Origin of the sequence: Clostridium sp. AM25-23AC (genome assembly GCF_003435125.1) — a bacterium.
GTDB lineage: Bacteria > Bacillota > Clostridia > Lachnospirales > Lachnospiraceae > Pilosibacter > Pilosibacter fragilis.
Genome location: NZ_QWGI01000014.1, coordinates 35445 through 56136 on the forward strand (window position 1 = coordinate 35445; position 20692 = coordinate 56136).

Sequence of the window (20692 nt, forward strand, 5' to 3'; positions counted from 1 at the left end):
TTTCATGGCATTTGAAAGTTTAGCCGATAAATTACAGAATGTCTTTAAAAACTTAAGAGGCAAAGGAAGACTGACAGAGGCAGATGTAAAAGCTGCCCTGAAGGAAGTCAAGATGGCTCTCCTGGAAGCCGATGTAAGTTTTAAAGTTGTTAAACAGTTTATCAGTTCTGTACAGGAGCGTGCGATCGGACAGGATGTCTTAGAGAGCCTGACTCCGGGACAGATGGTAATAAAAATCGTAAATGAGGAGCTCGTAAAGCTTATGGGTTCCGAGACCACAGAGATTGCCTTAAAGCCCCAGAATGAGATCACCGTGATCATGATGATCGGACTTCAGGGTGCAGGTAAGACAACGACTACGGCAAAGCTTGCCGGAAAGTTTAAGGCGAAGGGCAGAAAGCCGCTCCTTGCGGCCTGCGACGTTTACCGTCCTGCTGCGATCAAACAGTTACAGGTAAACGGTGAGAAAGTCGGAGTTCCGGTCTTCACGATGGGTGATAACCAGAATCCGGTGAATATCGCGAAAGCCGCTGTGGAACATGCCAGAAAAGAAGGCATGAATCTCGTATTCCTCGATACGGCAGGACGTCTTCAGATCGACGAGTCCATGATGGATGAGCTCGTCAATATCAAGGAAGCCGTTGAAGTCGACCAGACGATCCTCGTTGTCGACGCGATGACCGGTCAGGATGCAGTAAATGTAGCCGGAAGCTTCAATGATAAGATCGGCGTCGACGGCGTAATCTTAACAAAGCTTGACGGTGATACACGAGGCGGTGCGGCGTTATCGATCCGTGCCGTGACGGGAAAACCGATCCTCTACGTCGGTATGGGCGAGAAGCTCTCCGATCTGGAACAGTTTTATCCGGACCGTATGGCTTCGAGAATCCTTGGAATGGGTGATATCCTTTCCCTGATTGAGAAAGCCGAGTTTGAGGTGAGCGAAGAGAAGGCAAAAGAAATGAGCCAGAAACTTCGCAAAGCAGAATTTGATTTTAACGATTTCCTGGATCAGATGCGCCAGATCAAAAAAATGGGCGGCATGAACAGCATCTTAAACATGATGCCGGGAATGTCTCAGATGAAGGGAAATGTTGAAATAGACGAGAGATCCATGGATAAAGTGGAGGCGATCATTCTCTCTATGACGAAGGGGGAGCGGGCGAATCCGTCCCTCTTAAATCCGTCGAGAAAACAGAGGATTGCAAAGGGAGCCGGCGTAGATATTGCCGAGGTGAACCGGATCGTCAAACAGTTTGAACAGTCGAAAAAGCTTATGAAGCAGCTTCCCGGAATGATGGGAGGCGGCAAGCGGAAAGGGCTTGGCGGACTGGGCGGGATGCTTGGAAAGATGAAATTACCTTTCTAAATACCGCAATTTATGATAAGAAGGCAAATGCGATTCTCGCATGGCTGATAAACGAAAAAACCAAGGAGGTGAAATTGTCATGGCAGTTAAGATGAGATTAAGAAGAATGGGTCAGAAGAAGGCTCCTTTCTATAGAATTATCGTTGCAGATTCCCGTTCCCCGAGAGACGGTCGCTTCATCGAAGAGGTTGGATACTACGATCCGAACACAGAGCCGAGCACCATCAAATTCGACGAGGAAGCAGCTAAGAAGTGGTTAGGAACAGGCGCTCAGCCGACTGAGACTGTTGCTAAGCTCTTAAAGGCAGCCGGTATCCAGTAATCGAGGTGGATTCAATGAAGGAATTGGTAGAAGTTATCGCCAAAGCGCTGGTTGATAATCCAGATGAAGTCGTTGTTACGGAATCTGAAAAAGAAGAAGAGATCGTCATTGAGCTTAAGGTTGCCCCGACCGATATGGGAAAGGTGATCGGAAAGCAGGGAAGGATCGCGAAAGCCATCCGCTCCGTTGTGAAGGCAGCTTCTTCCAAGATGGATAAGAAAGTGATTGTTGAAATTCAGTAATCGTGAGGGACTGTGGACAGGATTTTTCCCGGCTGCAGTCCCCTTTCTGTCATTAAGGAGACAATATGGAAAAATATCTTCGCGTAGGCGTCATTACCTCCCCGCACGGCGTGCGCGGCGAGGTGAAGGTCTATCCGACCACAGATGATGTGATGCGCTTTAAAAAATTAGATAAAGTGATTCTGGATCTCGGAAGAGGAGAGACACGGGAGTTAAAGATTCGTCAGGTGAAATTCTTCAAAAATATGGTCATCCTGAAATTTGATGGCGTGGACACCATGAACGAGGTGGAAGGCTGGCGTCAGAAGGATCTTCTTATTACAAGAGATCAGGCGATCCCGCTGGAGGAGGATGAGTTCTTTATCACAGACCTCATCGGACTTAACGTTGTCACAGACGAGGGAGAGACACTTGGAACTTTGACGGATGTCATGGAGACCGGAGCGAATGATGTGTACTGCGTGAAGACACCGGAGGGAAAAGAGCTTCTTCTCCCGGCGATCCGCGACTGCATCCTGGACGTGGATCTCGACAAGGAAGAAATGCTTGTTCATGTTCTCCCGGGACTTCTCGATCTGTAGGGGAGGTATCGATGAACTTTCATGTACTTACCCTGTTCCCGGAAATGATCATGAACGGTCTGGAGACGAGTATTCTCGGCCGCGCGGCTGCAAAGGGAATCGTATCATTTGAGGCAGTGAACATCCGTGATTATACGCTGGAGCGCCACGGCAAGGTGGATGATTATCCATACGGAGGAGGAGCCGGGATGGTCATGCAGGCAGAGCCGATTTACCGCGCTTACGCGGCTCTTGTGGAGAAGATCGGAAAGAAACCACGTGTGATCTATATGACACCGCAGGGTCAGACCTTCAACCAGAGCATCGCGGAAGATCTTGCGAAGGAGGAAGATCTGGTGTTCCTCTGCGGCCATTATGAAGGCGTGGATGAGCGTGTCCTCGAGATGATCGCTACAGATTATCTCTCCGCAGGAGATTATGTCCTTACGGGCGGTGAACTGCCGGCGATGATGATGATCGACTGCATCTCAAGACTTGTGCCGGGAGTGCTGAACAATAACGTATCTGCGGAGTTTGAGACGTTCCATGATAATCTTCTGGAGTATCCCCAGTATACCCGTCCGGAAGTATTCATGGGCAAAAAGGTGCCGGATATCCTGCTTTCCGGCCACCACGCGAATGTGGAGAAGTGGCGCAGGGAACAGTCCATTATCCGAACGTTAAAGAACCGGCCGGAGCTTCTTGAGGATGCGGTCCTGTCGAAGAAGGAGCAGAAGTTTCTCGACGAACTGTTGAGACAGCAGGAATTGGAGAACGCCCAGAAGGTCAAAAATAAAGAGAAAGCATCGGCGGAACATGACGGGGAAGAGACCGCCTGATCCGTGCAGCAGCTGGAAAAATGAGACTTTCGCTCCACAAATATTGGTTACAGTTCAGCCATTACATCTTCTTGTTTTCATATTCATGAAAACAAGAAGCTTGGTGGTTCCACCATATGCTGATTTGGATGAAAAAGTGCTTATGCAAGCAAGCTTGTAACACACTTTCTCATTCAAACCAGCGCATGGCTGAACTGTAACAAATATTGTGCGATTTTTGAGAAAACCGCTTGCATTTTGGCTGACGGTATGGTAAAATACAAAACTGTGGTATCCGAAAGACGGGGAAATCCTGTCGATACGGAGGCTTAAATCATAAGAGATGGTCCGCTGCCGCAGGAAAAGATGATGCGGGTAAGAACATCGAATACTTTAAGGAGGTTCATATCAATGAACGACATTATCAAGAATATCGAAGCTGCACAGTTAAAAGAGTCTGTACCGAGCTTCAACGTAGGTGACACTGTAAGAGTATCCGCTAAGATCAAAGAGGGAAACCGTGAGAGAATCCAGGTTTTCGAGGGTACAGTTATCAAGAGACAGAACGGCGGCGTTAGAGAGACTTTTACAGTAAGAAAGAACTCCAACGGTATCGGCGTTGAGAAGACATGGCCGCTTCATTCCCCGTCTGTTGAGAACGTTGAGGTTGTTAGAAGAGGTAAAGTTCGTCGTGCGAAACTTTACTACTTAAGAACAAGAGTAGGTAAGGCAGCAAAGGTTAAAGAATTAGTAAAATAATTCATAACTGTACAGAGAGTCAGTAGATCAAAGGGGCAATGAAAATTGTCCCTTTGTTTTTAATGTAACAGGAAATTCCGAGGAATTCCCTGTTACATTAAAAGGCACTAACGTGCCAAGGATGCGCACTCGCGCGAAGATGTAGATTGTCGCAAGCGACCGCGCGAGGCGCGAGAATGTGCCAAGGCACATTCTTTTTATATGAAAGTGTTGTTAAGCGGATGACCAGACTGCGTACTTGCGCGCAAGGATGGGCAGACATTTGACAGCCAAGCCGATATAAGTAAGCAGGGCGATAGCCCGGATTACGAATTTTGGCGGCAATTGTGGGAGTGACTTAGTCACGGAACAATTGCCTTTCAGAGAGGGGGTCTCGCCATGGAATTTTTTGAGGAAAAGGAATCGAACAGACTTCACCGGCTTACGGAATGGGCGGTCGACTGCGCAGTCATGGTTGCCCTTGCGTGTTATCTTGTGTTTTGTTTTGGAAGCAGGATTGAGATGAATGGAAGTTCCATGAAGCCCGTGCTGGAATCCGGAGATGTGGTATTGATGAACCGCCTGTCCTACGATATCGGGAAACCGAACCGGCTTGATGTCGTTGTGTTTGAGCGGGAAGGGCAGCAGCCTGGAATCAAGCGGATCATCGGACTTCCGGGGGAAACGGTCCAGATCAAAAACGGGTCCATCTATATCAATGGGGAACTCTTAAAGGCGCAGGACGGTCTTGGTGAGGCCACGATCGCCGGGGCAGCCGAATATCCGGTGGAGCTTGGGGAGGATGAATATTTTCTCCTGGGAGACAACCGGGAATCAAGTGAAGACAGCCGGTTTTCCGGCATTGGAAATATAAAACGGGAAAATCTCATCGGACGCGTCTGGCTGCGGTTTCAGCCATTTTCCAGACTTGGTTTCGTCCGATAGCAGGAAAGGACGGAGACAATTACTATGAATATACAGTGGTATCCAGGCCATATGACAAAGGCGAAACGCGCCATGAAAGAGGACGTGAAGCTTGTAGACCTCGTGATCGAGCTCGTGGACGCGCGCGCGCCGTTAGCCAGCCGCAACCCGGATATTGACAGTCTCGCAGCTGGAAAAGGCCGTGTGATCCTTTTAAACAAGGCAGATCTCGCTTCTGAGAAGGCAAACGCGGTGTGGATCACTTACTTTGAGAGTCAGGGTTTCCAGGTCATGAAGATCGACGCGAGGGCGAAGGCAACCTTAAAGCAATTGAATGCCCTGATCCAGGAGGCATGTAAGGAGAAGATCGAGCGCGACAGAAGACGCGGAATCTTAAACCGCCCGGTGCGCGCCATGGTGGTGGGGATCCCGAACGTGGGAAAATCCACCTTCATCAACAGCTTTGCCGGAAAGGCGGCTGCGAAGACCGGAAATAAGCCTGGCGTCACAAAAGGAAACCAGTGGATCCGCTTAAACAAGCAGGTGGAGCTTCTTGACACCCCAGGGATCTTATGGCCGAAATTTGAGGACCAGAGAGTGGGACTTTTACTGGCATTTTTAGGTTCCATCAACGACGAGATCCTGGAAAAAGATGAGCTGGCATCCGAGCTTGCGGACTATCTTAGGAATATCACTCCGGGACTCTTAAAAGAGCGCTATGGAATCGAGGAGGACGGAAAGAAGCCGTATGAGCTTCTCGATGAGATCGCGGCAGCCCGCGCATGCCTGACGAAAGGCGGGGTGAATGATCTCACGAAGGCTGCGAGACTGCTGCTCGATGAATTCCGGGGTGGAAAGCTTGGAAGGATTACGCTGGAGATGCCGGAAAAGAAGGAAGAAGCGGAATAATATAAAACTCTGAAAATGCAGAGGTGTGCAGATATTTCCCGGAAATATTCAGATGATGACTGTTTTGATGAAATGAAAGGGGAGAAGCTGCGCATGCAGGCAGAGAAATTATGTGAGGATAAGGAGCTGGGCAGAATATGGCAAGACGGGTGCTGACGGGAGAAAAACTTGAGAAGGAACTGGAACGTCTCTCTCTTATGCGGGAATTCGAGAGACAGTATGAGGACTGCGCATTCATCTGTGGAATCGATGAGGCAGGCCGTGGACCTCTTGCGGGTCCTGTAGCAGCCGGTGCGGCGATTCTGCCGAAGGATTGCCAGATCCTTTATCTGAATGACTCAAAGAAGCTCTCTGAGAGCCGACGGGAGGAACTATTCCTGGAGATCAAGGAGAAAGCCATCGCCTGGTCGGTGGGGATCGTGGGTCCGGAGCGGATTGATGAGATCAACATCTTGCAGGCAACCTACGAGGCGATGCGACAGGCCATCTCGAAGCTCGATCCGGTGCCGCAGGTCCTCTTAAACGACGCGGTGACGATCCCGGGCGTTGCGATTCCCCAGGTGCCGATCATCAAGGGCGACGCGAAGAGCGTTTCTATCGCGGCAGCCAGCATCCTCGCAAAGGTGACCAGGGACCATATGATGGAGGAGTACGATAAAGATTATCCGGAGTATGGTTTCGCGAAGCATAAAGGATACGGAACTCCGGCGCATATCACGGCGCTCAAGGAGTTTGGTCCGACACCGATCCACAGACGGACGTTTATTACCAAATTCGTATAAATTGGCAGGCTCGAGGATCAGGTGTAAAGAGAGAATAAAAATGTTTATGCGGCTGCAGGAGATGAGCTGTATGACTGCATTGTCATAAATCGGGGGATGAGCGTGACAAAGAATAATCGGGCAACAGGCAGCATCTATGAAGAAAAGATCGCTGCCTTTTTAAAACAGAACGGATTTATGATCCTGGAGAGGAATTACCGCTGCAAGCAGGGCGAGATCGATATTATCGCGAAGGATGGAAAATATTTCGTGTTTATCGAGGTGAAATTCCGCGCCAGCGGCTCGGCTGGTTTTTCACTGGAAGCCATCGACCACAGGAAGGCCATGCGGATCCGGAATGCAGCGGTGTATTATCTGTTTTCCCATCAATTTCCGGAGGAGACTCCGTGCCGGTTTGATGCGGCGGGGATCGATGGGGAAGAGATCACATATATCAGAAACGCTTTTTAATGAAATAGTCTTATGTTTTTTGCATGAGATATCTCGGAAAGGGGAAAATTTATGAATCAGTGGATCAGAAAAACAGATGCGGCGGATCATATGAGAGAAGTGACAAAGAGCGGTGTCACATATCTGACATTTCCGGTACTTGATGCCACGGGAATCGTTACTCACGCGTTCTCCACGAGAATGGGCGGTGTCAGCGAGGGCTGGTATTCGACCATGAATTTTTCCTTTACCCGCGGTGATAACCGGGAACATGTGCTGGAGAATTACAGCAGGATGGCGGCGGCTCTCGGTGTAGACCGGGAAAAAATGGTCTTAACCTGGCAGACCCACACGACAAATATCCGAGTCGTCTCCGCGGATGATCTCGGAAAAGGCGTTGTGAAGGACCGGGACTACCGGGATATCGACGGACTTCTGACGAACATGCCGGGCGTGACGCTTGTGACATTTTTTGCGGACTGTGTCCCGTTATATTTTGTAGATCCGAAACACCATGCCATTGGTCTCGCACATTCCGGCTGGCGAGGAACCGTGAACCGCATGGGGGAAAAGATGATACATGCGATGAAGCAGGAATACGGAACTGCCCCGGAAGACCTGATCTGCTGCGTGGGACCGAGTATCTGCAGCGACTGTTATGAGGTCGGGGAAGATGTGGCGGACAGCTTCCGTGATGCATTTTCGAAAGAGGATTGTGAACACATTGTCTTCCCGTCTAAGAGCGGCGTGATCGGGAAGCGTCAGCTGGATCTCTGGGAGGCAAATCGCCGGATCCTGATGGAAGCCGGAGTGCCGTCAAAGAATATTTCCGTCACAGATATCTGCACAAAGTGCAACCCGGATAAGCTGTTTTCCCACAGGGCGATGGGGGAGAAACGAGGGAATCTCTGCGCGTTTCTTGCACTTAAAGAGAGATAAAAAGTCTCGAAGCCGCTGATATTGAATTGCAGGCAGAGCTGACGACAGCACGAAGTGGTTGAATTGCAAGAAAACGACATTTCACACAAAACCTTCCAGTGTATTATTTTTCAGGACGATCATACTAGGAACGTACCATCAAACATGCCCGATGCGAAAGCAGTAAAAGGCATTACACTAAAAGGAGGCGTATCTTATGTCTAACACAAGCAGTTCTTCTAACCGTGTAGTAGTTCCGGAAGCAAAGGAAGCGATGGACAAATTCAAAATGGAGATCGCGGATGAGCTCGGAGTACCGCTCACAAACGGCTACAACGGCAATCTGACTTCTTACCAGAACGGCAGCGTCGGCGGCTATATGGTCAAGAAGATGATCGAAGAGCAGGAAAAGAAGATGGCAGGTAAATAAAGCCTGAGCATCCGGAAAGCCTTCGCAGGAAAGACGGGACCTCATCAGTTCCATCTGCCCTGTGAGGGCTTTTTCCGTGTCACGATTCACGCCTTGCCGCAGACAGTAACTGAGTATGTTACAGCAAAAAATACTTGTATAATAGAAAAAATGCGATTATAATGGGTATGCTTTCTTACGGTCAGCGCAGCAAGTGCGCAGACATGCAGAACAGTTACGAATAATTGCAATATTCAGAGGTTGAAATATGAGAGTGATTGCAGGCAGCGCGAGACGGCTGCTTTTAAAGACGGTGGATGGAATGGAGACAAGACCCACCACGGACCGGATAAAAGAGACCCTGTTCAATATGCTTCAGAATGACCTTTACGGGGCAAGATTCCTGGATCTTTTCGCGGGAAGCGGCGCGATCGGGATCGAGGCATTAAGCCGCGGGGCGAAGGAAGCGGTCTTTGTCGATAAGGGTGACGGACAGATTTCCTGCATCCGGGAGAATTTAAAGACAACCCACCTGGAAGAAAAGGCCAGGGTCATGTCTGCGGATGTGACAGAGGCAGTTCGGAGACTTGACCGGGATGGAAAGTCGTTTGACTTTATCTTTATGGATCCACCGTACCGGATGGATCTTCCGAAAAAAGTCCTTGAGGCATTAAAGGATACCTGTCTCGCGGACGAAGAGACGCTGATCATCGCTGAGGAAGCTCTTGACGTGGATTTTTCCTGGGCTGGTGCACTCGGGTATGAGATCGTGAAGATCAAAGAATATAAGACGAATAAACATGTTTTCCTTAAGATTAAGAAAGTGTAATGAAGTGACCAGTACGAATGACAGATCACAGGCTGGAAATTGCCAGAACAAAGCCAGAAAAAACACATAAAATGAGGAGATAAACCGCAGCAGCCTGCGGCATAGACAAAAATCATGAAGACAGCAATCTATCCGGGAAGTTTTGACCCGGTCACACTGGGACATATCGACGTTATCAAGAGGGCATCAAAATTATTCGATCATCTGATCATCGGCGTTCTCAATAATCGCGCGAAAACGCCATTGTTTTCTGTGGAAGAACGTGTTAAGATGTTAGAAGAGGTCACAAAAGACATTCCGAACGTGGAGGTAAAGAGCTTTGCGGGACTTACCGTTGACTTTGCAAAGGAATGCAACGCCAACGCCGTTGTCCGTGGACTCCGCGCGATCACTGACTTCGAATATGAACTCCAGATCGCCCAGTTAAACCGCGTGATGGATACCAGCATAGACACAGTATTTCTGACCACGAGCCTTGAGTACGCGTACTTAAGTTCCAGTACCGTAAAGGAAGTTGCGGCTTACGGCGGGGATATTTCGAATTTTGTAACACCTTATGTGGCGGATGAAGTACATAAGAGACTGCGTGAGAGACAAGGCAGTCAGGTGTAAGGGAAAGGAAAAGGAAACGACATGAGCAGAATTGAACAGTTAATCAATGAAATTGAGGAATATATCGACAGCTGTAAATTTCAGCCGTTATCTACAACAAAGATCATCGTAAACAAAGAGGAGCTGGACGAGCTTTTAGTGGAGCTTCGCTTAAGAATCCCGGATGAGATCAAGCAGTATCAGAAGATCATCAGCAACCAGGATGCGATCCTCTCTGATGCCCACAGCAAGGCAGACGCAATGCTCGCAGAGGCAACGGCCCAGACAAACGAGCTTGTAAACGAGCACGAGATCATGCAGAGAGCTTACGCCCAGGCAAATGAGATCATCGAGCAGGCCCAGGCCCAGGCCCAGACTATCGTTGACAACGCAGTCGCTGACGCAAACAGTGTCCGTCAGGGATCTATCCAGTACACAGATGATATGTTAAAGAGCCTTCAGACAATTATGAACCACACAATGGAAGGCGCCCAGGGCCGCTTCGACGCGTTCATGAACTCCATGAAGTCCAGCTACGATATCGTTTCCTCCAACAGAAAGGAACTTTCCTCCGGAATCATCACAGAGAAAGAGGAAGACGCTGCGCCGGAGATCGATGGTAAGAACGCTTAATGCAGTCAGTCTGTACAGAATCGCTGATGGAAACAAAACGAATTTAAAATATGGAAAAACGCAGAACACCGGTGAGGACTGCCATGACGGCAGCTGTCAGGGAGGCGTGGACAATTTTCCAGAGAAGATACTGCCGGATGGAGAGTCCGGCAGTTTTTTCGTGTACAGAATTCTGCCGGCCGCCGCAGGAGATCGTCCTGCCGGCGGATCCCGATGAGGATCGGTGTATCCGGATCACTGCATTTGTCTGCGACATGGCGGAAAAGCCGCCGAAAGAGAATATGGCAGCAGCTGCGATAGCGGAATATGGATATGTAAGAGAATCGCTGACAGTACGGATCCCCGTTGTGATCTCCATTGCGCCAGAGAAAAACAGACGGGCTGGGGCTGGAATCTCAGGAGTATTCCGGATCACAAGGATCAAAATGGAATAAAAGATCAGGTAGCCGCCGATCTTTACAAGAATCTCTGCGGAATTCAGGATCGCGGCATCCAGGGAAAGTGCAGAACTGGACGATTTATCTGATCGTGTGTGCTTTGAAGAAAACGCATTGGCGGAATTCGGAGTTGGATGTTGTTGGGAAATACCGGAATTTTCCGGGATGGATTCAGGACTAAAAGGAGCGTGATAAATGAAGTGTGCCGGGATAGCGAGCAGCAGGAGCGGCATGTAAATGGCAAAGACAAAGCACAAAAGCGGTAACTGAGCGGCAAACATGGGATAAACGAAACCTGCGAGAAACATGGGACTCGGGTGATTACAGAGGGCGAAGAGAAACTTTGCCTCGCTGGAGCTGAGCCGCCTTTCCGCGAGAAAGTCTGCGCACGTTTTTGCGCCCATAGGGCAGCCGCAGAGGAGCCCTGTGAGGAGAACATACCATCCGTCTGCTGACAGCCCGCAGAAACGGAAAACCACCGTAAACGGCTGCATAAGCCAGGAGATCCCGCCGGAGGCAGAGAGAATGGAGGACAGAACCATAAATGGAAACAGCGCCGGTACCACTGCAGAATACCACAAAAGAAGTCCTGCTGCTGCACCTTTTGTCACAAGGCCCGCGTGAAAGATCATAAAAAGCAGGGAGAAAAGAGCCAGGATTGATGTCTTTATCATAAATACTCCTAATGAGGATATTTAGATCAGGTTTACCGGGTGCCCCAGATAGTTACAGTTCAGCCATTACATCTTCTTGTTTTCATATTCATGAAAACAAGAAGCTTGGTGGTTCCACCATATGCTGATTTGGATGAAAAAGTGCTTATGCAAGCAAGCTTGCAACACACTTTCTCATTCAAACCAGCGCATGGCTGAACTGTAACACCAGATAAACTCTTTCTATTATTTTCATTGTACTTTCACCGGAATTTTGATATGATAAAGATAGTGTGCTTTTTTATTTAAAAGTCCATATTTTCCGGGAATTCTGCATTTCCCAATAGAATGAATACGGACTGGACCAGAAAAGCACGGGATTCGGAAGGAGAGAAATACTTGGAAAAAGCAATCCGGTTGGATAAATATCTGGCTGATATGGGAAAAGGGACGAGGACGGAGCTCAAGGAGATGATTCGGAGAGGACGGATCACGGTGAACGGTGTGATCGTAAAAAAGCCTGAGACGAAGATAAAGAAAGGCGAAGACACGATCTGTCTTGACAATGCGCCGGTAGAATACGTGGAACTGGAATATTACCTTTTAAATAAACCTCAGGGCGTGATCTCCGCGACGGAGGACCGCCGCAGAAAGACCGTGGTGGATCTTATCGATGAAAAAAGCCGAAAAGACCTGTTCCCGGTGGGACGCCTGGATATCGATACAGAAGGTCTGCTTCTCATCACAAACGATGGGGCGCTGGCCCACCGTCTTCTCTCACCGGGACATCACGTGGATAAGGTGTATGAGGCGAGATGCGAGGGCTTTGTCCCAGATGAGGCGGTAGATAAGTTCCGGGAAGGAATGACGCTTGCGGACGGACTTTCCTGTATGCCTGCGGAGCTGGAGATCTTAGAGAGAAGAGCGGAGGACCGGAAGACGGGGACAGCGGCGGAGAGTCTCGTGCGGCTCACGCTTCACGAGGGGAAATTCCATCAGGTTAAGCGCATGATGGAGGAGACCGGCTGTCCGGTGCTTCACTTAAAACGCTTGTCTATGGGGCCGCTGAAGCTCGATGATGCTTTAAAGACCGGGGAATACCGGAAACTGACGGATAAAGAACGGGAGTTGTTGGAAAACTTATGATAAAGAATTTTTTGGAAAATAAAAAGGCGATGCTTTTTGATCTGGATGGGACTCTGGTGGATTCCATGTGGATGTGGGAGGCGATCGATATCGAATTTTTGGGAGCTTACGGCTATGAATGCCCGGACGATATCCAGAGAGCGATCGAGGGAATGAGCTTTTCGGAGACGGCGGTATATTTTAAGGAGCGGTTTGATCTCCCGTTAAGTCTTGACGAGATCAAGGCAGTCTGGACCCGGATGTCGATCGACAAGTACCGTCATGAAGTACCCTTGAAGCCGGGTGTGCTGGAATTTTTAAAATACTGTAAGGAGAACGGGATCCGCACAGGAATCGGGACCAGCAACGGAAGCGAGATCGTAGATGCGGTCCTGACATCTTTGAAGGTGAAAGAATACTTTGATGCGGTGGTGACAGCCTGTGAGGTGGCTCACGGAAAGCCGGAGCCGGATATCTACCTCGAAGTCGCAAAACGTCTTGGTGTGCAACCGGAGAACTGCCTCGTGTTTGAGGATATCCCGGCGGGGATCATGGCAGGCAAAGCGGCGGGGATGCCGGTGATCGCCATGGAGGATGATTTTTCGGCAGATCTGATGGATGAGAAGAGAGCGCTTGCGGATGCGGTGATCTCCGATTACAGAGAATTACTATAGTTTTTATAAGATTGGCTCATTTGCCGGTTCAACGATAAAATGAATAAGGACATAACATATGATACATGATTTTCTCCCGGTATGCCGGGCAGATATGGAAAAAAGAGGCTGGGACCAGTGCGATTTCGTCTATGTTTGCGGAGACGCCTATGTGGACCATCCGTCCTTCGGTTCCGCAATCATCAGCCGTGTGCTGGAATCCTACGGATACAAGGTCGGGATCATCGCCCAGCCGGACTGGAAGGACAAAGAGAGCATCCAGGTTCTCGGAAGACCGCGTCTCGGCTTCCTCGTGAGCGCCGGAAATATGGACTCCATGGTAAACCATTATTCCGTCTCAAAGAGACGCCGCGATAAGGATTCCTACACGCCGGGCGGTGTTATGGGAAAGCGGCCGGATTACGCGGCAGTGGTCTACTGCAACCTGATCCGTTCCGTTTATAAGGATATTCCCATCGTGATCGGCGGGATCGAGGCGAGTTTACGGCGCCTGGCCCACTATGATTACTGGTCGAACAAGGTGAAGCACTCGATTCTTGTGGATTCCCAGGCAGACCTGATCTCCTACGGAATGGGCGAGAAGTCTATCGTTGAGATCGCGGACGCGCTGAACTCCGGTCTTGATGTGAAGGATATCACATTTATCGACGGAACTGTCTATAAGACGGACAGTCTGGATTCCGTATACGATGCGGTTACCCTGCCGTCCTATGATGAGATCAAAACAGATAAGAGACGTTATGCGGAAAGCTTCAATATCCAGTATAAAAATACGGATGCCTTCTCGGGAAAACGTCTTGTGGAGCAGTACCGGGACAACCTTTATGTTGTCCAGAACCCACCGGCAAAACCGCTTTCTGTTCAGGAGATGGATGATGTCTACGCACTTCCTTATATGAGGCGGTGGCATCCGTCCTACGATGCGGCAGGCGGGATCCCGGCGTTCTCGGAGGTGAAATTCAGCCTGATCAGCAACCGTGGCTGCTTCGGCGGCTGCAGCTTCTGTGCGCTGACGTTCCATCAGGGGCGTATTATTCAGGTACGAAGCCACGAATCGATCATCGATGAGGCGAAATACCTGACAAAGGAACCTGATTTTAAGGGATACATCCACGATGTGGGCGGCCCGACGGCGAACTTCCGCTTTCCGGCCTGCAAAAAACAGCTGAAATACGGAGCATGTCCTGGAAAACAGTGCCTCTTCCCGAAGCCGTGCGAAAACCTGATCGCGGATCATACGGATTATATCGCCCTCTTAAGAAAACTCCGGGCGCTGCCGAAGGTGAAGAAGGTATTTATCCGTTCCGGCATCCGTTTCGACTATGTGCTTGCGGACAAGAAGAAAGATTTCTTAAAGGAACTCTGCATGTACCATGTCAGTGGACAGCTGAAGGTTGCACCGGAACATGTCTCGGATCAGGTGCTGAGACTTCTCGGAAAGCCGGAGAATTCCGTCTATGAGAAGTTTGCTCAGGAATATAAAAAGATGAATGAGAAGCTGGGATTAAAGCAGTATCTCGTTCCATACCTGATGTCCTCCCACCCGGGTTCCACCTTGAAAGAGGCGGTGGAGCTTGCGGAACACTTAAGGGATCTTGGATACATGCCGGAGCAGGTACAGGATTTTTACCCGACACCGTCGACGATCTCTACATGTATGTACTATACAGGGCTGGATCCGCGGACGATGGAACCGGTCTATGTGCCGACGAACCCGCATGAGAAGGCGATGCAGCGTGCCCTGATCCAGTACCGGAATCCGGACAACTATGATCTTGTAAAAGAGGCACTGATCAAGGCCGGAAGAGAGGATCTCATCGGATTTGACCAGAAATGCCTGATCAAGCCAAGGAAGATAACGAAGGACATCGCAGATAGAAAAAAAGTCGGAACGAGGACCGGAAAAAAGCCCGGGAACGGGAAAACGGAAGGAAAAGGCCGCCAGGTCTTATCCGGCAGGGCAAAGGGAATGGCCGGACAGACCGGTGGGAGAAGACCGAAGCCGAAGCAGGGAGGACGAAAGAAATAACGGCGTTATCCTGCGCGGATCTGTAAAAAGATGAGCATTGATACAGCTCGACCATATTTTTAGAAAGGCAGATTTCATGAGTGGAAAAAAGATTGCGATCGTGACCGGCGCGTCGTCGGGAATGGGAAGGGAGATGGTGTATCTCCTTGCGGATCACTTTGCGGCACTGGAGGAGATCTGGGTCATCGCCAGACGAAAGGACCGCTTGGAGGAGCTCGTTGGAAAGGTTCCTGTGTCCTTGCGGATCCTGCCGTTCGATCTTTCAGACGAGGAAGACCTTTGCATGCTTTCCGGACTTTTAAAACAGGAACAGCCGAATGTGAAGATCCTCGTAAACGGCGCGGGATACGGAAAGACAGGTGCTGCGGGAACGATCCCGGGCGCCCTCTCCACCGGAATGGTGCGGTTAAACGATGAGGCGCTGGTGGCGGTGACGGAGATGGTACTTCCGTATATCTCAGGGAACAGCCGGATCATCCAGTTTGCCTCCGCAGCGGCGTTTATGCCGCAGCCGGGATTCGCGGTCTACGCCGCGTCAAAGTCCTTTGTGCTGAGCTACAGCAGGGCTCTGGCTGCCGAGTTAAAAAAGAGGGAGATCTATGTGACAGCGGTTTGTCCGGGACCGGTCGAGACGGAGTTTTTCGGGATCGCTCTCAATGGGGGAAAGCTTGCACCTATCAAGAAACTCACGATGGCAGATCCGAAAAGAGTAGTGAAAAAAGCTCTCCTGGACAGTATGAAGGGCAAACGGATCTCGGTATATGGTCCGTGGATGAAAGCATTCTATGTTCTCTGCCGGATCGTTCCGCATGAGATTCTGATGGGGTTTATCAACTGGTAACCTCCGGCTGCGGGACAGAGCACTGAAAATTTATAAAGTATAGCAGAAAAGAGGGAAAAACTTGAAATTACGACTGGAAAAAGGAACTTACCGTTACCGTACTGCCCATAAGAAACGTCAGCTTTTCTTTGTGGTGTTGTTTATTCTGGCGATCATTGCGCAGCTTATTTTAAGAAACTTTATCACGGCGCAGATCTATAAAAATCTTGTCACGATCAGTGCGATCCTCACGGTTCTGCCGATGGCAAACCTCGCATCCCCTCTGGTGGTTGCGGCGAGGATCCCGGAGGTCCCGGAGAAATTTCACGACGCGTGTGTTCCATACGAGGAGAAATTTCCGATCTTATACGATCTGATCATTACATCGAATGACCTGATCATGCCGGTGGACGCTGCGGTTGTCCATCCGACCGGGGTCTACCTCTATTGTCCGAACAAAAACGTAGACAGGAGGAAGGCGGAAAAATTCTTAAACGAGATGCTGGTGGGCTGGAAGCTGGACGGAAACGCGAAGGTCATGAACGAGGAGAAAAAGTTCCTACGGAGGCTTTCTGAGCTTAAGACCGTCACAGAGGAAGAGGATGACGGAAGCGCTCCACATGTTTTAAAGTTATTAAAGAGTCTGTCCATGTAGGGGAATAAAAGATGAGAGAGATCGTGATTGAAAAGAACGAGGCGGGACAGCGACTGGATAAATTTCTCGCGAAGTACATGAATGAGGCGTCGAAGAGCTTTTTCTATAAGATGATGCGCAAGAAGAACATCACGCTGAACGGGAAAAAGTGTGAGGGAAATGAAAAACTCGCCGAAGGCGATGTCGTGAAGCTGTTTCTTGCGGAGGACACCATCGAAAAATTTTCCAGTGTTCAGGTGCAGGAGGTAAAGAAAGTAGATCTCGATATTCTCTATGAGGATGACGAGATCATTCTGGTCAACAAACCGGCGGGTATGCTGTCGCAGAAGGCTAAGGAGACCGATGAGTCTCTGGTGGAGTATCTGATCGATTATCTTTTGGGGAGCGGCAAGCTCACGGAGCGCGGGCTTCGCGCGTTCCGCCCTTCGGTCTGCAACCGTCTGGACCGGAATACCAGCGGTATCGTGGCAGCAGGAAAGTCTCTGGCGGGTCTTCAGATGCTTTCCGGCGTGTTTAAAGACCGCTCGATCCACAAGTATTATCAGTGTCTTGTATCTGGCGAGATCCGGGACGTGAAGACGGTGGACGGCTGGCTTTTAAAGGATGAGAAGAAGAATCAGGTGCGGATCCTCACGGAGGCGGAGGCAAAGCGCTTTGGAGGAAGAGGCGGAGACGAGGAGCCGAAACGGATCCGGACAAAATATGAGCCGATCGCAACGGATGGAAGGTTTACGCTGCTTAAAGTGACACTTCTGACAGGACGTTCCCATCAGATCCGCGCCCATTTAGCGTCTCTTGGGCATCCGATCGTAGGGGATTTCAAGTACGGCGGAGTTTCGAAAGTCAACCCATCAGGGCGGACCGTGAAGTATCAGCTCTTACATTCTTACCGTCTGGAGTTTCCGAAACTTGCGGAACCGTTTGTCTATCTATCCGGGCGGGTGTTTGAGGCGCCGCTGCCGGGATATTTTGGTTCGGTACTGAAAGAGACAGGGATCAGGTCGCCATAAAATCTGGCAGCACCGGACAGACATGTGACAAACAGCTGGTTGACATAAAAAACTTATGTAAATCACTCAAAAATATTTGCATTGATGATAAGGAACAACTATGGGAACATGGAAAACCAGGGGCCTTCGTGGCTCCACGCTGGAAGATCTGCTCAACCGGACCAATGACAGCTACCGGGAAAAGAAGCTGGCTCTGATCCAGAAGATCCCGACCCCGATCACGCCGATCGAGATCGACAAAAAGAGCCGTCATATCACGCTGGCGTACTTCGACATGAAAAGTACGGTCGACTATATCGGTGCGGTTCAGGGGATTCCGGTCTGCTTTGACGCGAAGGAATGCGCGGTGAGTACGTTCCCACTCCAGAATATCCACCCGCACCAGATCGCATTCATGAAGGAATTTGAAGCCCAGGGCGGAATTGCTTTCATTATCCTCTCCTTCACAGCGGAGAACGAGATCTATTATGTCCCTTTTGATGTGGTGAACCGTTTCTGGGTACGGATGGAAGAGGGCGGAAGAAAAAGCTTTACCTATGATGAGGTGGTGCCGGAAGCGTACAGGATCCGGAGCCACCGGGACATGTATGTCCATTACCTGGAAGGGATCCAGCAGGATCTTGACCGGAAGGAAGAAAAAGGAGGAGACAGCGAATGATTGAGATGGTCATATGGCTCGTTGTGATCGCGGCGTTCGTGTTCCGGGCGTTAAAAAAGAACGGGACACTGGACGAACTCTTTGCGGGTGCAAAGAAGCGGAAAGAAAATAAGGCAGAGCGCGTGGTGTACGAACAGCCGGAGGAAGGTTCCGGGAAGAAGGAGAAGAAGAAGAAGGGGCCGGGGATCCGGGTCCCGAAGCACACAGGTCTTGCGGTGACTGCGGTTGTGATCGTCCTCGCGGCGGCAGTGCTTTCCTTCGACAGCTTCTATACTCTTTCCGAGGAGGAGATGGCGGTGGTCACCACGTTCGGAAAACCGGCAGTGGAGGAGGCATCAGGTCTTCACTTTAAAATTCCGGTGATCCAGCGCGTGACTAAGGTTTCCAAAGCCATCACGGGTATGCAGATCGGCTACACGACGGACCCGGCCCGGGCGGACGGCGCCTCCATAGACAATCCGGTATCTATCGAGAACGAGAGCCTGATGATCACAAAGGATTTCAATCTGACAAACGTGGATTTCTATGTGGAATACATGGTCACAGATCCGGTTCAGGCGGTGCGCCACAGAAGTGTGTACGAGTCTATCATCAAGAACCTGGCTCAGAGCTATATCCGCGATACCGTCGGCGTTTATAATGTTGATGATGTGATCACTACCGGAAAGACTCAGATTCAGGAGCGGATCAAAGAGCAGCTCACAAACCGTCTTGTCGAGGAAAATATCGGATATGGAATCTACAACGTGTCGATTCAGGATACGGAAATGCCGAGAGATGATGTGGCGAATGCGTTCAAGGCGGTTGAGGATGCGAAACAGGGCATGGAGACGGCGATCAACTCCGCAAAGAAATATCAGTCTGAGAACATTCCGGAGGCGAAGGCAAAGGCCGATAAGCTTTTGCAGGATGCCGAGGCATACAAGGAACAGCGGATCAACGAGGCAAACGGACAGGTGGCGCGTTTTGAGGACACATACGCGGAGTATGTGAAGTACCCGCTGATCACAAAAAAGCGTATGTTCTATGAGACTATGGAGGAAGTTCTTCCGGATCTCAAGGTCATCATCACCGGCGGAAACGGCACACAGACGCTGCTGCCGTTAGAACCATTTTCAGAGGCAGTTTCCGGCAGCGCAGCACAGACGGGAGGAGGGAACTAAATGAAAAAGACAGGAAAAAGAATCATAGGAATCGTTGTTCTTCTTCTGATCGTTGTTCTGCTTCAGGGAAGTATGGTGAGCACATACAATGACGAGTATAAGCTCATTCTCCAGTTCGGAAAAGTGGTCCGGGTGGTCGAGACGCCGGGTCTCAGCTTTAAGATCCCGTTTCTTCAGACAACACAGTCGATTCCTAATTATGAGATGATCTATGACCTTATTCCGAGTGAGGTTAATACAAGGGATAAAAAGGTGATGGTAACGGATTCCTTTGCATTGTGGAGTGTTACAGATCCGCTGGCATACCTTTCCAGACTCGGAGCGAACAAAGCAAATGCGGAAAGCCGAATTTCCGTCGTTGTATATAATGCTGTAAAAAATGTCATTTCCTCCACGGATCAGGCAGATGTGATCTCCGGCCGTGACGGAAAGCTGGCAGAGATGATCACAGAAAAGATCGGTTCTTCTCTGGACAGCTACGGAATCAAGGTAAAAAAGGTGGAGACGAAGCTTTTAGACCTCCCGGATTCCAACAAGGAGGCTGTTTACCAGCGTATGATCTCCGAACGGCAGAATATCGCTGCCGGATATATCGCAGACGGTGAGTACCAGTCCAATGTCATCAAGAACAGTACGGATAAAGAGGTCTCCATCATCATCTCCGAGGCGCAGGCCCAGGCGGAGAAGATCCGGGCGGAAGGCGAGGCAGAGTATATGAGGATCCTTTCCGGCGCGTACAATGACGAGGGAAAGGCCGATTACTATAATTATATCCGCAGTCTGGACGCGTTAAAGGCGAGTCTCAAGGGAGATAATAAGACGATCATTCTGGATGAAAATTCAGAGCTTGCGAAGATCCTCAGGGGAAACTATTAAGGAACGGCCAGGATAAAACCGCAGCAGCGGAAAATTCCTGTGAAGCAGTGATGCTGTGGATCCGGAACGATCCGGACGAAGCAGGCTGCTGCGGGACATAACCGCGGTCAGTAAAAAAG

The 20692-nt window shown here is 49.9% G+C and carries 25 protein-coding genes; 24 read left to right on the forward strand and 1 reads right to left on the reverse strand.

Features of this window, described 5'->3' with window-relative positions; translation table 11 throughout:
• The first annotated feature begins 4 nt into the window (after positions 1-4).
• The 15 genes from ffh to DW677_RS09975 all read left to right on the forward strand — a co-directional run bounded on the left by ffh (position 5) and on the right by DW677_RS09975 (position 10473).
• Positions 5-1369: a signal recognition particle protein gene (gene ffh, locus DW677_RS09905; protein WP_117469553.1), complete on the forward strand. Its 1365-nt coding sequence runs from the start codon at positions 5-7 to the stop codon at positions 1367-1369.
• Positions 1370-1448: 79 nt separating this feature from the next.
• A complete protein-coding gene (gene rpsP / locus DW677_RS09910) occupies positions 1449-1691 on the forward strand; it encodes a 30S ribosomal protein S16 (RefSeq protein WP_015554336.1) in 243 nt (80 codons plus the stop codon).
• A gap of 14 nt (positions 1692-1705) precedes the next feature.
• Entirely contained in the window at positions 1706-1933 is a 228-nt protein-coding gene (locus tag DW677_RS09915) for a KH domain-containing protein (RefSeq protein ID WP_015554337.1), read from the forward strand.
• A 65-nt stretch (positions 1934-1998) separates the two neighbouring features.
• Positions 1999-2514, forward strand: a complete 516-nt coding sequence (rimM, locus tag DW677_RS09920) for a ribosome maturation factor RimM (protein WP_015554338.1) — start codon at positions 1999-2001, stop codon at positions 2512-2514.
• Positions 2515-2525: 11 nt separating this feature from the next.
• Complete coding sequence (gene trmD, locus DW677_RS09925) at positions 2526-3332, forward strand: tRNA (guanosine(37)-N1)-methyltransferase TrmD (protein ID WP_117471778.1); 807 nt, start codon at positions 2526-2528, stop codon at positions 3330-3332.
• Positions 3333-3722: 390 nt separating this feature from the next.
• Positions 3723-4070 carry a 50S ribosomal protein L19 gene (gene rplS / locus DW677_RS09930; protein WP_015554340.1) on the forward strand — a complete coding sequence of 116 codons (348 nt, stop codon included), beginning with the start codon at positions 3723-3725 and terminating at the stop codon, positions 4068-4070.
• 378 nt (positions 4071-4448) lie between these two features.
• Positions 4449-4994 (forward strand): signal peptidase I, encoded by a 546-nt coding sequence (lepB, locus tag DW677_RS09935; protein WP_015554341.1) that lies wholly within the window; start codon positions 4449-4451, stop codon positions 4992-4994.
• 24 nt (positions 4995-5018) lie between these two features.
• Entirely contained in the window at positions 5019-5882 is an 864-nt protein-coding gene (ylqF, locus tag DW677_RS09940; RefSeq protein WP_117469555.1) for a ribosome biogenesis GTPase YlqF, read from the forward strand.
• Between the two features lie 137 nt (positions 5883-6019).
• Positions 6020-6664 carry a ribonuclease HII gene (locus DW677_RS09945; RefSeq protein WP_117469556.1) on the forward strand — a complete coding sequence of 215 codons (645 nt, stop codon included), beginning with the start codon at positions 6020-6022 and terminating at the stop codon, positions 6662-6664.
• Between the two features lie 102 nt (positions 6665-6766).
• Positions 6767-7114 (forward strand): YraN family protein, encoded by a 348-nt coding sequence (locus DW677_RS09950; RefSeq protein ID WP_345941750.1) that lies wholly within the window; start codon positions 6767-6769, stop codon positions 7112-7114.
• Positions 7115-7165: 51 nt separating this feature from the next.
• Complete coding sequence (gene pgeF / locus DW677_RS09955; protein WP_117567077.1) at positions 7166-8032, forward strand: peptidoglycan editing factor PgeF; 867 nt, start codon at positions 7166-7168, stop codon at positions 8030-8032.
• 196 nt (positions 8033-8228) lie between these two features.
• A complete protein-coding gene (locus DW677_RS09960) occupies positions 8229-8441 on the forward strand; it encodes an alpha/beta-type small acid-soluble spore protein (RefSeq protein WP_117469559.1) in 213 nt (70 codons plus the stop codon).
• A 247-nt stretch (positions 8442-8688) separates the two neighbouring features.
• Entirely contained in the window at positions 8689-9249 is a 561-nt protein-coding gene (gene rsmD / locus DW677_RS09965; RefSeq protein WP_117469560.1) for a 16S rRNA (guanine(966)-N(2))-methyltransferase RsmD, read from the forward strand.
• Between the two features lie 114 nt (positions 9250-9363).
• Positions 9364-9861 carry a pantetheine-phosphate adenylyltransferase gene (gene coaD / locus DW677_RS09970; RefSeq protein WP_015554446.1) on the forward strand — a complete coding sequence of 166 codons (498 nt, stop codon included), beginning with the start codon at positions 9364-9366 and terminating at the stop codon, positions 9859-9861.
• Positions 9862-9882: 21 nt separating this feature from the next.
• Positions 9883-10473 carry a vacuolar family H+-ATPase subunit H gene (locus DW677_RS09975; RefSeq protein ID WP_117567079.1) on the forward strand — a complete coding sequence of 197 codons (591 nt, stop codon included), beginning with the start codon at positions 9883-9885 and terminating at the stop codon, positions 10471-10473.
• 43 nt (positions 10474-10516) lie between these two features.
• Here the strand turns inward: DW677_RS09975 and DW677_RS09980 are convergent, their stop codons facing one another.
• Positions 10517-11584 (reverse strand): hypothetical protein, encoded by a 1068-nt coding sequence (locus tag DW677_RS09980; protein ID WP_117567081.1) that lies wholly within the window; start codon positions 11582-11584, stop codon positions 10517-10519.
• Positions 11585-11962: 378 nt separating this feature from the next.
• Here DW677_RS09980 and DW677_RS09985 point away from each other — a divergent pair, with 378 nt between their 5' ends.
• The 9 genes from DW677_RS09985 (at position 11963) to DW677_RS10025 (ending at position 20573) form a co-directional block, all read left to right on the forward strand.
• Positions 11963-12709 (forward strand): pseudouridine synthase, encoded by a 747-nt coding sequence (locus DW677_RS09985; protein ID WP_343220151.1) that lies wholly within the window; start codon positions 11963-11965, stop codon positions 12707-12709.
• Positions 12706-13362, forward strand: coding sequence for an HAD family phosphatase (locus DW677_RS09990; RefSeq protein ID WP_117567083.1), 657 nt, complete (start codon positions 12706-12708; stop codon positions 13360-13362). Before DW677_RS09985 ends, DW677_RS09990 begins: the two co-directional genes overlap by 4 nt.
• 58 nt (positions 13363-13420) lie before the next feature.
• A complete protein-coding gene (locus DW677_RS09995) occupies positions 13421-15391 on the forward strand; it encodes a YgiQ family radical SAM protein (RefSeq protein ID WP_117567085.1) in 1971 nt (656 codons plus the stop codon).
• A 76-nt stretch (positions 15392-15467) separates the two neighbouring features.
• On the forward strand, positions 15468-16232 hold the full coding sequence (locus DW677_RS10000; RefSeq protein WP_117567087.1) for an SDR family NAD(P)-dependent oxidoreductase: 765 nt from the start codon (positions 15468-15470) through the stop codon (positions 16230-16232).
• Positions 16233-16293: 61 nt separating this feature from the next.
• Positions 16294-16866: an O-linked GlcNAc transferase-like protein gene (locus DW677_RS10005; RefSeq protein ID WP_242992144.1), complete on the forward strand. Its 573-nt coding sequence runs from the start codon at positions 16294-16296 to the stop codon at positions 16864-16866.
• An 11-nt stretch (positions 16867-16877) separates the two neighbouring features.
• Positions 16878-17876 (forward strand): RluA family pseudouridine synthase, encoded by a 999-nt coding sequence (locus DW677_RS10010; protein WP_117567089.1) that lies wholly within the window; start codon positions 16878-16880, stop codon positions 17874-17876.
• A 100-nt stretch (positions 17877-17976) separates the two neighbouring features.
• Positions 17977-18534 (forward strand): Holliday junction resolvase RecU, encoded by a 558-nt coding sequence (locus DW677_RS10015; protein WP_015554454.1) that lies wholly within the window; start codon positions 17977-17979, stop codon positions 18532-18534.
• Positions 18531-19697, forward strand: coding sequence for an FtsH protease activity modulator HflK (gene hflK, locus DW677_RS10020; RefSeq protein WP_015554455.1), 1167 nt, complete (start codon positions 18531-18533; stop codon positions 19695-19697). Before DW677_RS10015 ends, hflK begins: the two co-directional genes overlap by 4 nt.
• Positions 19698-20573, forward strand: a complete 876-nt coding sequence (locus tag DW677_RS10025; protein ID WP_015554456.1) for a protease modulator HflC — start codon at positions 19698-19700, stop codon at positions 20571-20573. It begins immediately after the preceding gene.
• The last annotated feature ends 119 nt before the right edge of the window (positions 20574-20692 follow it).

Bases quoted from the DNA above. Each gene is read 5' to 3' on its own strand.
- rsmD (WP_117469560.1), top strand. From the start codon at position 8,689: ATGAGAGTGATTGCAGGCAGCGCGAGACGGCTGCTTTTAAAGACGGTG.
- rplS (WP_015554340.1), top strand. From the start codon at position 3,723: ATGAACGACATTATCAAGAATATCGAAGCTGCACAGTTAAAAGAGTCT.
- ffh (WP_117469553.1), top strand. From the start codon at position 5: ATGGCATTTGAAAGTTTAGCCGATAAATTACAGAATGTCTTTAAAAAC.
- DW677_RS09975 (WP_117567079.1), top strand. From the start codon at position 9,883: ATGAGCAGAATTGAACAGTTAATCAATGAAATTGAGGAATATATCGAC.
- DW677_RS10015 (WP_015554454.1), top strand. From the start codon at position 17,977: ATGGGAACATGGAAAACCAGGGGCCTTCGTGGCTCCACGCTGGAAGAT.
- DW677_RS09995 (WP_117567085.1), top strand. From the start codon at position 13,421: ATGATACATGATTTTCTCCCGGTATGCCGGGCAGATATGGAAAAAAGA.
- ylqF (WP_117469555.1), top strand. From the start codon at position 5,019: ATGAATATACAGTGGTATCCAGGCCATATGACAAAGGCGAAACGCGCC.
- DW677_RS10010 (WP_117567089.1), top strand. From the start codon at position 16,878: ATGAGAGAGATCGTGATTGAAAAGAACGAGGCGGGACAGCGACTGGAT.
- DW677_RS10000 (WP_117567087.1), top strand. From the start codon at position 15,468: ATGAGTGGAAAAAAGATTGCGATCGTGACCGGCGCGTCGTCGGGAATG.
- DW677_RS09915 (WP_015554337.1), top strand. From the start codon at position 1,706: ATGAAGGAATTGGTAGAAGTTATCGCCAAAGCGCTGGTTGATAATCCA.
- rimM (WP_015554338.1), top strand. From the start codon at position 1,999: ATGGAAAAATATCTTCGCGTAGGCGTCATTACCTCCCCGCACGGCGTG.
- trmD (WP_117471778.1), top strand. From the start codon at position 2,526: ATGAACTTTCATGTACTTACCCTGTTCCCGGAAATGATCATGAACGGT.
- coaD (WP_015554446.1), top strand. From the start codon at position 9,364: ATGAAGACAGCAATCTATCCGGGAAGTTTTGACCCGGTCACACTGGGA.
- rpsP (WP_015554336.1), top strand. From the start codon at position 1,449: ATGGCAGTTAAGATGAGATTAAGAAGAATGGGTCAGAAGAAGGCTCCT.
- hflK (WP_015554455.1), top strand. From the start codon at position 18,531: ATGATTGAGATGGTCATATGGCTCGTTGTGATCGCGGCGTTCGTGTTC.
- DW677_RS09945 (WP_117469556.1), top strand. From the start codon at position 6,020: ATGGCAAGACGGGTGCTGACGGGAGAAAAACTTGAGAAGGAACTGGAA.
- DW677_RS10025 (WP_015554456.1), top strand. From the start codon at position 19,698: ATGAAAAAGACAGGAAAAAGAATCATAGGAATCGTTGTTCTTCTTCTG.
- lepB (WP_015554341.1), top strand. From the start codon at position 4,449: ATGGAATTTTTTGAGGAAAAGGAATCGAACAGACTTCACCGGCTTACG.
- DW677_RS09960 (WP_117469559.1), top strand. From the start codon at position 8,229: ATGTCTAACACAAGCAGTTCTTCTAACCGTGTAGTAGTTCCGGAAGCA.
- DW677_RS09990 (WP_117567083.1), top strand. From the start codon at position 12,706: ATGATAAAGAATTTTTTGGAAAATAAAAAGGCGATGCTTTTTGATCTG.
- pgeF (WP_117567077.1), top strand. From the start codon at position 7,166: ATGAATCAGTGGATCAGAAAAACAGATGCGGCGGATCATATGAGAGAA.
- DW677_RS09980 (WP_117567081.1), bottom strand. From the start codon at position 11,584: ATGATAAAGACATCAATCCTGGCTCTTTTCTCCCTGCTTTTTATGATC.